Origin of the sequence: Cesiribacter sp. SM1, from assembly GCF_020178975.1 — a bacterium.
Taxonomy (GTDB): Bacteria; Bacteroidota; Bacteroidia; order Cytophagales; family Cyclobacteriaceae; genus Cesiribacter.
This window is the reverse complement of sequence record NZ_JAHXBU010000002.1, coordinates 1-13,242: the sequence shown is the minus strand read 5'-3', so window position 1 is coordinate 13,242 and position 13,242 is coordinate 1. Positions and strand designations below refer to the sequence as shown.

Genomic DNA, 13,242 nt, shown 5'->3' with positions numbered 1-13,242 from the left:
CTTTGTTAATCAGTAAATAAGAAAGCTGCAGCTCAATGGTGGAGCTGCGGAAGGGGAAGAAATTAGGCACGCTTGGGCGGTTGCCAGATGCTAAAGGAAGGGGTAACAGGAGCCTGAAACAAGTAAGACTGATAAGTAGAACCAGCAGGCTGCTCTTTATGCAGGCTTATGAAAAAATGGGTGAAGGTAATATGAGAATGGCAGCAATGGCAGCTGCAAAAAGGCAGGCAATGATCTGCCTGATCGCCCATATCCTGATGGCCATTATCCTGTTGCACCAGTTCTACGCCCCCTTGTTGTAAGGAATCAAAGGAGCCCTGATCACTACAAGGTGCCAGTGCACTGAACAACATTAAAAAAGCTAATATGATGGACGCAAATTTCATCAGAGGCAAAGATACCAATAAAAACAGTGCAACTAAATTGCAAAAACTGTTTGACTTAACATTTAACGATACTGGATACAATAAAGTCTACTGAACCATCAGTGCATGTCAAACAAAGAAACCAGCTGATATTGCCTTGGCGATCTAGCAAGAACATTTCTTTTAGTCTTTGCTTTCTCTGTTTTGTTAGGGAAACTAGGTACCTCTTCTATTGAAATATCAGAACACTACACTTTAGCAATCCTTAATTACCCTAAGCTGCCTATAACTAGAGACAATACTCCATCACCAGATCATGCTCCTAAATCAAAATATTTAGACAGCTCTAATATTTAGCAATAGTTCTTAAACTGGATTTTTTCACATCCTGAAAAACCATGACTCGTCCTGAAAAAATTGACAGTTTTTGTTGTTGTATCTACCCCAGGATAACAACTGCTGCTTTGTCCTGTCCTCAATGCTCCCGAAGCATAAAAGGGGCATAGTTCGCTATTAAATAATAACCTTCCTATTATTTGTCTTCGTTTATTTCTTTCATGATCTCTGCAAACAGCCTGGTCGATTTTAAACGTTCATTTAGATTGTACATGGTGGAAACAGTTATTAATTCATCCACTCCCGTTTCTTTCAGAAATTCCTGAATTTGCGTTTTTACTGTTTGCTTACTTCCAACAAAAGAGTATTTCAGCATTTGGTTTAAAGTTGGATTTTGCAGTACTTGTTTTAACTCTTCAGTCATTTCAGTTGGTGGCTGTAATGGTTCTCTGGATCCTGTTAATACACCCACAAACATTCTGATTAATGAAGTGAATAGTTTTTCAGCTTCTTCATCGGTATCAGCGACTAAAACATTCACCCCTGCTATGGTATAGGGTTTATCTAAAAACTCGGAAGGCTGAAACTCCTGCTCATAGATCCGTAAAGCATCGTATAAATGCGTCGATGCAAAGTGGCTGGCAAAAGCATATGGCAATCCTTTTTTTGCCGCTAAATGTGCGCTATCGGTGCTGGAGCCTAATATATACAGCGGTACATCCGTGCCTTCAGCAATGGCTGCTCTGACGCTTGATTTTTTGTTTTCCAATGAAAAGTATCGCTGGATCTTAGCCACTTCTTCGGGGAATGAGTGTGCGGCCTTCATAAAATCTGAGCGTATGGCCTGGGCTGTCTGAGGGTCTGTACCAGGGGCTCTACCAATGCCTAGGTCGATTCGGCCAGGATATAAATGAGCCAGCGTTCCAAACTGTTCTGCTATAATCAAGGGAGAGTGGTTGGGAAGCATAATACCGCCCGAACCTACACGGATGGTATGGGTATTTTCTGCCACATAACCAATGAGCAGGGAGGTAGCGCTACTGCCAATATTATCTGAATTATGATGTTCGGCAAACCAGATACGTTTGTAGTGATGTGCTTCCGCTTCTTTTGCCAACGCCAATGAATTATGCAGGGTCTGTTGTATGGTTTCCCCCTGCGACACAATGGCAAGTTCTAAAATGGAATAGGCTATCTTTTGATTATTCATATTTTTCAATGCTATCGAAATTCTTAGTTGTTCTGTGTAACCAGTGGAGCTATTTTCTAACCTAATGTTAATTGGTCATGTTAGGTTTGTTGGTATCTCAATCCTTTTTTGTGGTTTAGTAGGGGCAGGTATAGAATCCATGCCAAAGGGCTAATACAAGCAAAAGTGAGTGACACAGTGATGCTGATAGTAGCCCTTCGGTCAAGTACAATAAATAGATAAGCCTACTTTAGATCTCCAGCGGCAGTGGAACGGTTTATGGTAACCATTTCTTCGTTTGAAGGAAAAAGCTTTGAATTCTGAAATTTGCCCATCACCGCATCCCTTACGGCAGGGGCTTTTCCCTTTTCGGCTGCAGCAAGTGCTTCTTTCAATGCTGCTGCATCCAACTCGGTACAATAGGCGGGAGTACCCGGCTCCTGCCTCCATGATTCGGCAAGACTTCCGCCGTCCACGGTATCAAAGCCCGTCTGGTCTACCAGTTCAGCGGCCACTTTTTTATGTTCCTCGTTATCACCCGCTACTGAAATAGCTATTCTCCCTTCCTCTGCGGCAGCTTTCCCCTTATGTTTCAGGGTGTATTCCATGATATTGTTGAAAACCTTGATCACTGGTCTTCCCAATGTTTGAGAAATGTATTCGCTTTCAGTCTTGCCTTCTAGGCCAGTAAGCTGGCCATCACGAAAAGGATAATAATTTGATGTATCCATAATGGTGACCTTCTGAGGTACGTCCTGAAGCAGATTCTTGGGCAGGTCCTTATAAGCTTTAAAAGGGATGGAGAATATGATGATATCCACCTCTTTTACCACATCTTCGAGGCTAGCCGCCTGGGCACCCAAATTGGTAGCTATTTCTCTAAGTGTGGCCATATCCCTGGTATTAGTGACTTTTACTTGATGACCTGCAGCAGAAAGTTTTTTTGCCAGGATACTTCCAATAGCGCCTGTTCCTATGATTCCTATTTTCATATTTAGCTGTTTTATTTAACGTGAAATCAACCTACATATATAATACCCGGCTTAAGCGGACACCGTAATCTGCATCCGGGTTAGTAGTGGCATCTCCAAGTCGTTCCTGAAACGCTGCCACTGCTAAATCGCGGCGTTTAGGTAATCGCGCTCTGTCAGCTGCCGCAATGGCGGCCGGAAGTTCATTCAACGCAAGGTCGGTGCAGTAAGCTGGTGCGCCTGGTTGCTGACGCCAGGAGTCCATCAATGAACCAGCATCAAATGCTTCGAATCCGGTTTCTTCTACCAGTGTCATAGTCACCTTTCGGTCGATTTCCCGATCTGCTGCTATAGGGATAGCGACTCTGTCAGAACTTCCAGCTGGTTTACCTTTCTTTGCAAAGGAATCTGAACCAATAGTGTTCCATGCCTTTGCCACTGGGCGCCCTAATTGTTCCTGCACCCATAGGCTTTCTACCTGCCCAGCCTCAATACTTTCAATTTTATTGTCACGTGCCGGATAATAATTTGAGGTGTCAATCACAACTGTTTCATCTGAAACGCCAGCTAAAAGGGGCGCAATAGCAGGAATGCGATTAAGGGGAATGGATATGATGATCACATCCTTTTCTAATATAGCTTGTTGAACTGTAACCGCTTTTGCACCAGTAGCAAGCACTTCCGTGCCTATAGTTTCCGGGCCTCTGGAGTTTGCAACATGTATTTCATGCCCTGCCGCACTCAATTTCAATGCTAAGGTTTTACCGATATGGCCTACGCCAATGATTCCTATGTTCATATCTTATATTTAATGTAATTGATAGTAATTTGTTGGTGATCAATTCTTTCTTGATGGCAGATTGTTGATCTCACGGACGATGTCTACAGCATGGTCGACAAACCCTTCAGGGTAATCTCCTGATAAGATGATTTTAAAGTATTCGCCGCCTATCTCCTGCATTTTGATAAATAACAGGTCCTGCTTTTCTCGTAGTGTTTCTCTTTCGGCTGATGACCGGGCCTTTATAAGCTCAGGCAGGGTGAGGTCTGTGCAGTAGGCGGGGGAGCAAGCCTGTTGGCGCCAGGAGTCTTCCAGCGGTCCAGCATCTAGTGCATCGAAACCTGCGTCATCTACTAGGCTTAGCACCACATCTTTTGATCTTTGTTCATCCCCGGAGACGGCCAGTGCAATCCTGTCTTTACTTCCTTTGGGTTTACCTTCTACAGCCAGACTGTATGCACCAATATTGCTGAACGCTTTTACTACCGGTCGGCCGAACTGCTCCTGCACCCATACACTATTCACCATTCTGTTTTCAACCGCTTCTACTTTATTATCCCGGTGCGGCCAGTAGTTAGTCGTTTCAACAATCACTACATGATCGGCTATCTTGCCTTGCAGTGTTTTTGCCAGGTCTGGAATATTGCCAAATGGAATAGACACGACAAGTACATCCACATCCTCTGTAACATCATCTACATCCACTGCTCTTACACCAGCTGCGTTAGCAATTGATTGAATGCTTTCCACGCCTCTGGCATCTGCAAGTGTAACTTTATATCCGGCTGCACTAAACTTCTTGGCTAATGTCTTGCCAATTACTCCGGCGCCAATGATTCCAATTTTCATATTTTATCTATTTTAGTATAATCTATTGAAGGTTAATTATTACTTATTTCTGGGGTCTCATTGCGCCGTGTGGAAACACGAGAGTCAACACCATACTGATCAGGAGCACCAAGATTTTCGCGTAAAGTCTTGCCTTCATACTCTTGATGGAAGAGCCCACGTTCTTGCAGGATTGGAACTACTTCATCCACAAAGGCATCGATGCCATCTTCGTTAATGTCGGGGGAAATCCAGAATCCATCGGCGGCACCTGCCTCAAACCACGCTTGCATATGATCGGCGGCCTCAATACCCGGTCCCACAATCACGGGATGATAATCAATCACACCATGAGCGATTATATTGCGCAGGCTCCACCCTTCTTTTGCGACCTTCAGGGCATGGCGGGAACGAGGGTCATATGGCGATGGGCGCGCTGCGTCCAGTTGTTCTTTTGAAAGCGGTTCGTTTAAGCGGCTAAGGTCAAGCGGTATGCCGAGCATTTGTTGAAGATACGCTGCTCGTTGAGGGATGAGGCCTTCAGTGAGTTTGATTCTGCGATCCAGTGCCGTGCGTCTTTCCTTGGCAATTGTGGTCATAAGGCCGGGAATATACTTGATCTCGTCGGGGTTACGACCGTAACGCTTTGCCGCCTCTCTGAATGCATTTCGTTGAGCGCGTGCATCTTCAATGGTAAATGCCGCTCCAATTACTACATTGGCGAAGCGACCGGCCAACTCATGCGCATTTGGGCTACCTCCTGCGTGAAAGATAATGGGTTGGCCTTGTTCCGATGGAGGAATGTAGAGCGGACCCCGTGAGCCCACAAACTTGCCTTTGTAATTGATGGGAACGACCTGCTCTTTCTTTGCAAACTGCCCGCTCTCCTGGTTATGCACCCAAGCTTCTTTCCCCCAACTGCCCCAAAGTTCTTGGATGAGCTGGACTGTCTCATGTGCACGTCCATAGCGTTCCTCGCTGGACGGAATTCTTCTTCCGTAGTTTGCTGCGACATCCTCCCCACTTGATGTAACTGCGTTCCAACCCGCACGGCCATGGCTCATGACATCGAGCGCCTTGAACTGTCTTGCAAGGTTGAAAGGCTCGTTAAATGTGGTAGAACCCGTGGCGACTAACCCAATGCGCTTGGTTTCGCGTGCGACAGCGGCAAGGGTAAGCATCACATCAAGATTAAAACTAGGCGATTCAGTTTCCAGATCAGTTAGCATAGCGCCAGGGCCATCCGGCAAAAATATAAACTGAAACTTACCACGCTCTGCTGCTTGAGCCTGTTTGACTCGCGCATCAAAACTTGTATAATTTTTAGGATCAACTCCCGGCATGCGCCAGGCTCCCGGTTGAGAGCCATATCCGTTTCCCAGGTGCAAACCGATGAGCATTTGTTTACCTGCCTTAGCGTTGTTTTTGTTTTTTATTATTTCTCTAGATGAGTCCATGCCTTAAATTTTAAAATATATCTATTACACATGAGTTAAGCAGCCACTATGATCTGTATCCAGATTCGTTGTAGCATCTCCCTTTGTTCTTGAAGAGCTACAAGAGCAACGTTCCCTCTTGTTGATAGTCTATCTTCATCAGCTATTGCAAATTTACGAATTATTACTTTCCTTTGTATAGTACTTTCCTAAAGGAAAGTGAAATACCTCTATAGATAGATCTATGGCTAATAAAATGGGATATCTATCCTGCCTTGACACGGTAAAGCCGGTGCGGGATGCGATCGACGTAATTAATGGCAAGTGGAAGCTGCCTATCATTATCTCTGTCATGACGGGCAATGAGCGGTTCACCGATATACAGGAGAGTATCCCCGGGATTACCCCAAAGGTGCTGGCCAAGGAACTCAAGGACCTGGAGCAGCACCAACTCATCAAGCGAGTGATCGTAGATGATTACCCGGTGAAGATCCTGTATAAACCCGAACCCTATGCTCATACCTTAACTCCCATTATAGATTCTTTGAAGCATTGGGGGTTGAACCACCGGAAGAGAATCTTTGATAAAGAATGATTTGCTGATAGCCCCCTGGAGCTAAAAGTCGTACTATAAGCTTTAGATGAATTTTAAAAGCGGGAAAAGCATCATGAACAGAATAGCCTTAGTGGTGGGTGTAAGCGGGATCACGGGTAGCAACCTAGCAGAGGAACTGGTAAAGCAGGGGTGGACTACCTTTGGCCTGGCTCGAAATCCTAACGTACTCATAGAAGGTTTACGCCCAGTTGCAGCAGATCTTCTTAGCCCTGAAAGCCTGTCAGCCGCCCTTGCCGATGTTGCGCCCACGCACGTGTTTTTTACAAGTTGGACGCGCATGGAAACTGAGGCAGAAAACATCAGGGTGAATGCAGCGATGGTTCGTAATCTGCTGGATGCCTTGGCACCAAAACATTCGGTGCAGCACATGGCCCTTGTAACTGGACTTAAGCATTACCTGGGGCCTTTTGAAGCCTATGCAAAAGAAGGATTTTTGCCTGAAACACCCTTGCGCGAGGAGCAGCCCCGGCTGGATATAGAGAACTTTTATTATGCGCAGGAAGATGAAGTGTATGCCGCTGCTGCCCGTGATGGCTTCACCTGGAGCATTCACCGTCCGCACACAGTTATTGGAAAGGCGGTAGGCAACCAGATGAATCTAGGCACAACTTTAGCCGTCTACGCCACTATTTGCAAAGAAACGAATCGCCCATTCCGATTTCCTGGATCAGAAGCGCAATGGAACGGCCTTTCGGATGTGACTGATGCCCGGGTGCTTGCAAAACACCTAATATGGGCAGTCACTACGCAAGCAGCCCATAATGAAGCATTCAATGTAGTGAATGGAGAATACTTTCGCTGGAAATGGCTGTGGAAGCGCCTGGCTGGTTGGTTCGGTGTGGCACCTGTTGGCTTTGATGGTATCATTCATCCCCTGGAGGATCAAATGGCCCAGGATGGTACCGTGTGGCGTGAGATTGCAGAGCGGTACAGCTTGGCAGAACCAGATCTGAATCGATTGGCATCACCCTGGCACACTGATCTGGATCTAGGGCGACCGATTGAGGTCATGACTGACATGTCCAAGAGCCGCAAGTTAGGCTTCAACATCTATCAGCAAACGGAAGAGTCGTTTTTCGATCTATTCAAACAACTGCGTAAAGACCGCTTGATTCCCTGAAGCCCCTTCATCACATAAAAAGAAACGATCGTACAGCAGGAACATCGATAAGGACTGAAAGATCAAATAGGCTGAATTAGGATGAGATAAATAATGGACAATCTTTGCTTTTAGATTAGAAGGTTAATGACCAACACTAGTAGCCACAATGCCCTTTTCTGCCCTGGCAGACTCTACAACGGTAAAGGACGTTCCTTATATTTTACAAACTTCATCATCAGATGTGGTCAGTGAAAATGAGGACTAAATTATGATGGTCAACTTATATCAGTATTTGCAACAAACGGTCAACACTTTTTAGAACGGGTCACTAATTACTAATTACACTTAAACGAATGTTTGAGTGTAATCTATTTAGGGAAGACTGAATGGAATATGCAAGGCGATGGCGACTTTGAAAATGGAGAAGAATGTGGAGGTAGAGTTCCATAGAGGAACAATCCTCACGTAGAGTGCACGTTGAGTTGAAGCAAAAGATTTTTTACAGCCTTTTAAGCTTTCCAACGTTATTAGGCAGCTGCTGAACGCATGCTAATTCTTTAAAATATATTCTAATCCAGATAAACATAAAAACCAGGCCGCATGACAGAGTAGCCTGGTTTTTGATTGAGGAGGAGTAGTTAATTACCTTACAAAGCCTCAATACGTAATTTTCCAGGAACAGTTGTTTAAGATGTTTTGTCTGTTCTTATCCTATCCATCAACAAAGAGAAAGTTTCCACTACGGAATTGCATTTTTAGACTATCATCTATCATTATTGTCACCTAGAAATTAAAGCTTCGTATAAGCAGTAACTGAATCTAAAGAGATGATTTAGAGAGGGATTTCAAGCAGGTGTAGAATTAATGAAGAAGCTCGGGACAATTTTACTAATAGATGATGATGAGATCTGTAGCTACCTCAACAAGGTGCTTATCGATGATTTACAAGTGGCTGAAAAGGTGGAATGTATCTATGATTCAGAAGCTGCTTTGGATTATTTGGAAAAAGCCTGCTCTGCCCAGTCAGGTGAAACTACTCTTTGCCCTGATCTTATTTTTTTGGACATCAACATGCCTGGGCTCAATGGCTTTGAATTTCTGGATCAGTTAAAAAAGATGCATAGCTGCAATGCACTGGCGGAAGAAAGGGTAATCATGCTAACTACTTCTATGCATCCCTTAGATATGGAGTTGGCTAGTAGACACAAGGTTTACAGTTACTTAGTCAAACCGTTGACCGAAACTAAAGTATCTGCTTTGGTAAATCAGTTCTTGTCTTTGCAATCTGATAAGGTGTCGGTTAAGCAAGGTATAGCGGCAAATACTGGCTTTAAAAATCGGATTCCATTGGAAAGGCCTAAAGCTGAAGCTTCTAAAGAGCACAACAAGAGAAATGAGGCATAGCCTAGGCGATTTATTGTGCTGAAAGGTCAACGCCTATTTTTTAATCTAACAGCATGAAAAAGATCAAGAACATTTTATTCATTGACGACGATGATATTACCTGTTTTATTAACAGGTCCATAATAGAAGAACTACAAATATCAGAAGGCATTACCTGTTTGGATGATGAACAGCAAGCGCTGAATTACCTAAAAGAAAAATGTGGTGACAAAGGGGCTGGAGTGGATGCCTGTCCAGCAATCATATTTTTGGATTTAAACATGCCTTTTTTCAACGCCTTTGAGATTTTAGAACAGTTGGAAGAGGAACCGGCAGTAGACAGAGAAAATCTATTTATTGTACTTCTCACTTCTTCTTTGCACACCAGAGACAGGGAAAAGGCTAAAAGTTACAATGTGCAAGGGTACCTGAACAAACCCCTGAATCCTGACAAGGTGATTGATGTGGTAAAACGATTCCATCAGCGATATCCCCACCTGTAGTTTAGTCCCAGGGGAAAGCCCGATTCCACACTTTTTAGCTGAATCGCTCTACAAGCTGTTGAGGCATTCTACAAAAAGCAAAAGAGGCTTCAATCCCAAAAAAATAGCTAAGACACTGTGTCTATGCTTGTTATGAAATGAGGCTCTATTTTGGCATGGTCTTTTCCTATTGTTCTTCCAGAATATTTTTTAAACCGTAGAAAGAATAACATGAAGAAGACCTTTTTAACTTTTGTAGCACTTGCTTTTGGAATGGGTGTAACATTCGCTCAAACTGCTCCTCAAACTGAAGAAACAGCAGCAGCCACTGAACAGTCAATTACTGTAGATAAAATGTCCAATAAGCCAGAGGAGGCAGGCCGCCGTACCCTGAAAGTAGAAGAGCTGCCTGCAGCTGTTCAGCAAAACCTCAAAGGCGATGAGTTCAAAGCACTGAAAATAGTATCAATCACTGAAGTACAACCTCAAGAAGGCTCACAAGCAGCAGCGGTTCAGTACGAAGTAGCTTTTGCAGGTGATGCCGCTGCTACAGAGCCTACGCTTGTTGTTTTCTTTGACGAGAAGGGAAATGTTGCTTCAAAAAATGAAGCTGCTGCCACTAAGCAGGAAGAATAAGAGGTTCCTGCACTCTGTCTATAGGATGAAAATGCCTGGGGACGCACAATCCCATTTTTTCAGGTCCCATATATCTAGAATTCACTTTTCATCTATAAGCGAAGCGCTTCCCAGGTGCTTCGCTTCTTTTTTCCTCTGCTATTTCTTTCCGGCAGGTAACAGAAAAACAGATTATCGAAACCATAAACCATTTACTAATGGTAAAGATTGATAGGATTTTATTCGTGGATGACGATATCATCTGCTCGTTCCTCAATACCACCTTAGTAGAGGAATTATGTATCGCAAAAGAAGTTAAGGCTTTGCAGAGTGCAGAGGAAGCCTTAGATTACATTGCTACCCACTACTCCAGCACATCCCTGCCAAAGCATGGCCAGCCAGATCTGATCTTTGTAGATATCAAAATGCCTTTAATGAACGGCTTTGAATTGTTGGAAGAGCTCCATAAGCTTAAAGACATTGATAGAAGCAGATTCCGGATCATTATGCTTTCCGCTTCCTTGAATCCACTTGATCAGAGAAGAGCTACCTTTCATAAAGAAAAATTGTACGCCTACCTTTCCAAGCCACTGACAGAGGAGAAGGTGCGCGAAATCCTGTCAGAGGTAGGGGCACTAAAGTAAAAGCAGAACCTGATGGTTTAAAGATGCATTGCCTTTAGGCAGCACGTTCAACAGGAAGTACTTCTTTATATGAACAACGTCACCTGAAATCCGCTTGATAATACAAGGGGAGTGTGGAGGAGCCAACTTATCAGAGATTTTCTTCAATGACTTCTATGGGGACTAAGATTAAGAACATAATATTTATTGATGATGATGAAATCATAGGTATGGTCTCCAAACGCCTTTTAGAGCATATGGGACTGGCCGATGAGGTACTTGTGTTTTCCGATAGCGTAAAAGCTTTTCAGTTTCTAAAAGCCAGATATGGCCAGACTCCTCAAGGGGAGAACAATTCGCGGGATCTGATCTTTGTAGATATTGATATGCCTGGTTTAGGCGGCTATGAAATGCTCTATCTTTTGCGGGAATTAAACAAGAAGGGCCATATAAACCTGTCCAACACCAATTTTGTAGTAGTTACCTCGCACAAAACAGATAAAGAGGTCCAACTGTCAAAAGGCTATGAAGTAGTTGAAGTGTTGGAAAAACCTTTACGCCAGCTGGACATCGACAACCTGATCAGGAAAATCTAGCAGAGAGTCCAGATCATATCCTACTGAAGAATGCAATTTTATTCTCGCTTAACTTTTTTTGATAGTGCTCCTTATAATAGGAAGTGCTTTTATCAGTATGATAGCGCATGCCGGTAATCTGTTCAGAAACAGAATCAATTAATAAATCTAAGGCAGATAAATCAATTTCTTCTTTCTGCAATGCCCTTTTCAGAATTTCTGATTGCGCCTGTAGGAGTCTACCTAGCTGCTCTTCAGAAAGATCCACACCGAATTTCACCTGCATGATCCGGTGCATCCTCTCCAGGTTCACGTTAGAAGGAACAATACTATCCATAAGGTGCTGCAATACTCCCTTTACTTTGTGGATCTTAAGTGTCTAAATCTTGGCAAAGATACTTCCGGCCATTACAACTTTAATGGTCTTTAGGCAACTCAACAAAGAAAGTAGAGCCTTTGCCTTCCTGGCTTTCGAACCAGATTCGGCCCTGAAGTTGATCAACCATGGTTTTAACGATGTTCATTCCTAAGCCTACCGGTTTCTCCCCCTGGTTACCTGGTCTGCGGGCTTTTGTGAACTTATCAAAAATAAGAGGCTTCATCATCTCCGGTATGCCGATTCCATTATCAGCTACTGATAGCAGCACTTTGTCCGCCTCTTCCGCTAAAGTAACTTCAATTCGTCCCCTTCTATCAGTAAACTTATAGGCATTGGAAAGAAGATTCTCCGTGACAAGCGTAAATCTGGCCGGATCTACAAAAGCATAAATGGCATCTTTACTGGTTTTCAGGATGAACTTCTTTTCTTCGTGAGGAAGCAGTTCGTAGACTGAAATCTGATTCTGGAGCCTAGTCACCAGCTCTGTTCTTACCCGCTTAACTTCCAGCTCCTGGCTTTCTATGTATTCAATTCTCAACACATCATCGATCAGGCGCAAGGAGTTGGCGCATGTAGTTTTAATGATGTCAAGCACCTTACGCGCCTTTTCATTTTCTTCCGTGTGCAGCTCCCGCTCCAGAACCTGTGATGCCAGTGTGATTGTATTGATGGGAGCTCTCAAATCATGGCTTAAGATCTGCAGTACCACATCTTTTTGTTCCTTGATAGAGAAAAGGCCAAGCTCGTACTCTTTGCGGTCGGTTATGTTTTCAAGCGTACCGGCTATAAGCTTCTTTTCCGGCAGATACTTTTTCAACAAACGAGCCTGCATGCGCACCCATTTTCTGGTTTGGTCAGGCATGAACAGGCGAAATTCTATATCGATGGGAATTCCGTTTTCTGCTATTCTGGCAACCGAAAAAAGAACGAACTCCTTATCAGATTGATCAACAAGAGATATTAGCTGCTGTGGTTGGCTAAGTATGTAATCCTTACTAATTCCCTCTAATATATGCTTTACTGGCCTTTTAAAGTAGGTAAAGCTGTCAGTTTCGATATCATAGATAAAAGTTATGTGATTGGCGATTGAAGCAAAATCGTCTAAAGAAACGGTCGAAGAATCCATTAGGCTGCCTGTTAATGTTTGTATGCTGTACCAACAGCTGCAGATAAAAAAAACTAAATAATATATAGAGTACGTAAGGTGTTCTATTCAGTTATAACTACTAACTGCACTTGATAAAGGGAAAAAACATTTACCTGCAAGTTCCGGGGCAGCAGCTGTTCTAACCAGGCCTGTAATAGAAATAGAATAGTAACATTTCAGGAAATACTGCCTATACTGGTGACACCCCTCAACACATTTCCTTCCTAAAAGGAAGATAGGTTATGATTAGACTTTTTAGGATAGCCTAATTTTTTTCGCTGACGAAATAAGAGGGTGACTTGTCCTGAAAAAAGTTGACCACAAAAATGGTTAACTTATGGTAGAACTTTTTCAGCTACGCATGCAAGAGCATGAACTTTCAATGCGCCAGATGGTGGAAGAAATCCACCGGGG

15 protein-coding genes are annotated in these 13,242 nt (G+C 43.6%); 7 read left to right on the top strand and 8 right to left on the bottom strand.

Translation table 11 applies throughout. The annotated features are described in order from the left end of the window. Nucleotides 1-62: 62 nt before the first annotated feature. From KWJ01_RS28170 to KWJ01_RS00325, 6 genes are all read right to left on the bottom strand, one after another. Nucleotides 63-353, bottom strand: a complete 291-nt coding sequence (locus KWJ01_RS28170; protein WP_370634612.1) for a DUF6660 family protein — start codon at nt 351-353, stop codon at nt 63-65. Nucleotides 354-897: 544 nt separating this feature from the next. Then, entirely contained in the window at nt 898-1,911 is a 1,014-nt protein-coding gene (locus KWJ01_RS00345) for an LLM class flavin-dependent oxidoreductase (RefSeq protein WP_224994279.1), read from the bottom strand. 224 nt (nt 1,912-2,135) lie between these two features. Then, nucleotides 2,136-2,882 carry an NADPH-dependent F420 reductase gene (locus KWJ01_RS00340; protein WP_224994278.1) on the bottom strand — a complete coding sequence of 249 codons (747 nt, stop codon included), beginning with the start codon at nt 2,880-2,882 and terminating at the stop codon, nt 2,136-2,138. Nucleotides 2,883-2,913: 31 nt separating this feature from the next. Further along, on the bottom strand, nt 2,914-3,660 hold the full coding sequence (locus tag KWJ01_RS00335) for an NADPH-dependent F420 reductase (protein WP_224994277.1): 747 nt from the start codon (nt 3,658-3,660) through the stop codon (nt 2,914-2,916). Nucleotides 3,661-3,699: 39 nt separating this feature from the next. Beyond that, nucleotides 3,700-4,491 (bottom strand): NADPH-dependent F420 reductase, encoded by a 792-nt coding sequence (locus KWJ01_RS00330; protein ID WP_224994276.1) that lies wholly within the window; start codon nt 4,489-4,491, stop codon nt 3,700-3,702. Between the two features lie 32 nt (nt 4,492-4,523). After that, entirely contained in the window at nt 4,524-5,927 is a 1,404-nt protein-coding gene (locus KWJ01_RS00325; RefSeq protein ID WP_224994275.1) for an NtaA/DmoA family FMN-dependent monooxygenase, read from the bottom strand. Nucleotides 5,928-6,150: 223 nt separating this feature from the next. Here KWJ01_RS00325 and KWJ01_RS00320 point away from each other — a divergent pair, with 223 nt between their 5' ends. The 7 genes from KWJ01_RS00320 (at nt 6,151) to KWJ01_RS00290 (ending at nt 11,323) form a co-directional block, all read left to right on the top strand. Beyond that, nucleotides 6,151-6,501, top strand: coding sequence for a helix-turn-helix domain-containing protein (locus tag KWJ01_RS00320; RefSeq protein ID WP_224994274.1), 351 nt, complete (start codon nt 6,151-6,153; stop codon nt 6,499-6,501). 73 nt (nt 6,502-6,574) lie between these two features. Then, on the top strand, nt 6,575-7,642 hold the full coding sequence (locus tag KWJ01_RS00315) for an SDR family oxidoreductase (protein ID WP_224994273.1): 1,068 nt from the start codon (nt 6,575-6,577) through the stop codon (nt 7,640-7,642). An 846-nt stretch (nt 7,643-8,488) separates the two neighbouring features. After that, a complete protein-coding gene (locus tag KWJ01_RS00310; RefSeq protein WP_224994272.1) occupies nt 8,489-9,028 on the top strand; it encodes a response regulator in 540 nt (179 codons plus the stop codon). A gap of 53 nt (nt 9,029-9,081) precedes the next feature. Continuing rightward, nucleotides 9,082-9,510 (top strand): response regulator, encoded by a 429-nt coding sequence (locus tag KWJ01_RS00305; RefSeq protein WP_224994271.1) that lies wholly within the window; start codon nt 9,082-9,084, stop codon nt 9,508-9,510. Nucleotides 9,511-9,720: 210 nt separating this feature from the next. Then, complete coding sequence (locus tag KWJ01_RS00300) at nt 9,721-10,125, top strand: hypothetical protein (protein WP_224994270.1); 405 nt, start codon at nt 9,721-9,723, stop codon at nt 10,123-10,125. Nucleotides 10,126-10,322: 197 nt separating this feature from the next. Further along, entirely contained in the window at nt 10,323-10,748 is a 426-nt protein-coding gene (locus KWJ01_RS00295) for a response regulator (protein ID WP_224994269.1), read from the top strand. Nucleotides 10,749-10,903: 155 nt separating this feature from the next. Then, entirely contained in the window at nt 10,904-11,323 is a 420-nt protein-coding gene (locus KWJ01_RS00290; protein WP_224994268.1) for a response regulator, read from the top strand. A 13-nt stretch (nt 11,324-11,336) separates the two neighbouring features. Here the strand turns inward: KWJ01_RS00290 and KWJ01_RS00285 are convergent, their stop codons facing one another. Together KWJ01_RS00285 and KWJ01_RS00280 are read right to left on the bottom strand one after the other, a co-directional pair. Further along, nucleotides 11,337-11,639 carry a hypothetical protein gene (locus KWJ01_RS00285; protein ID WP_224994267.1) on the bottom strand — a complete coding sequence of 101 codons (303 nt, stop codon included), beginning with the start codon at nt 11,637-11,639 and terminating at the stop codon, nt 11,337-11,339. Between the two features lie 79 nt (nt 11,640-11,718). After that, on the bottom strand, nt 11,719-12,807 hold the full coding sequence (locus KWJ01_RS00280; protein WP_224994266.1) for a HAMP domain-containing sensor histidine kinase: 1,089 nt from the start codon (nt 12,805-12,807) through the stop codon (nt 11,719-11,721). Nucleotides 12,808-13,242 lie beyond the last annotated feature (435 nt).

Bases quoted from the DNA above. Each gene is read 5' to 3' on its own strand.
- KWJ01_RS00335 (WP_224994277.1), bottom strand. From the start codon at position 3,660: ATGAACATAGGAATCATTGGCGTAGGCCATATCGGTAAAACCTTAGCA.
- KWJ01_RS00330 (WP_224994276.1), bottom strand. From the start codon at position 4,491: ATGAAAATTGGAATCATTGGCGCCGGAGTAATTGGCAAGACATTAGCC.
- KWJ01_RS00300 (WP_224994270.1), top strand. From the start codon at position 9,721: ATGAAGAAGACCTTTTTAACTTTTGTAGCACTTGCTTTTGGAATGGGT.
- KWJ01_RS00315 (WP_224994273.1), top strand. From the start codon at position 6,575: ATGAACAGAATAGCCTTAGTGGTGGGTGTAAGCGGGATCACGGGTAGC.
- KWJ01_RS00305 (WP_224994271.1), top strand. From the start codon at position 9,082: ATGAAAAAGATCAAGAACATTTTATTCATTGACGACGATGATATTACC.
- KWJ01_RS28170 (WP_370634612.1), bottom strand. From the start codon at position 353: ATGTTGTTCAGTGCACTGGCACCTTGTAGTGATCAGGGCTCCTTTGAT.
- KWJ01_RS00345 (WP_224994279.1), bottom strand. From the start codon at position 1,911: ATGAATAATCAAAAGATAGCCTATTCCATTTTAGAACTTGCCATTGTG.
- KWJ01_RS00295 (WP_224994269.1), top strand. From the start codon at position 10,323: ATGGTAAAGATTGATAGGATTTTATTCGTGGATGACGATATCATCTGC.
- KWJ01_RS00285 (WP_224994267.1), bottom strand. From the start codon at position 11,639: ATGGATAGTATTGTTCCTTCTAACGTGAACCTGGAGAGGATGCACCGG.
- KWJ01_RS00290 (WP_224994268.1), top strand. From the start codon at position 10,904: ATGGGGACTAAGATTAAGAACATAATATTTATTGATGATGATGAAATC.
- KWJ01_RS00340 (WP_224994278.1), bottom strand. From the start codon at position 2,882: ATGAAAATAGGAATCATAGGAACAGGCGCTATTGGAAGTATCCTGGCA.
- KWJ01_RS00320 (WP_224994274.1), top strand. From the start codon at position 6,151: ATGGCTAATAAAATGGGATATCTATCCTGCCTTGACACGGTAAAGCCG.
- KWJ01_RS00310 (WP_224994272.1), top strand. From the start codon at position 8,489: ATGAAGAAGCTCGGGACAATTTTACTAATAGATGATGATGAGATCTGT.
- KWJ01_RS00280 (WP_224994266.1), bottom strand. From the start codon at position 12,807: ATGGATTCTTCGACCGTTTCTTTAGACGATTTTGCTTCAATCGCCAAT.
- KWJ01_RS00325 (WP_224994275.1), bottom strand. From the start codon at position 5,927: ATGGACTCATCTAGAGAAATAATAAAAAACAAAAACAACGCTAAGGCA.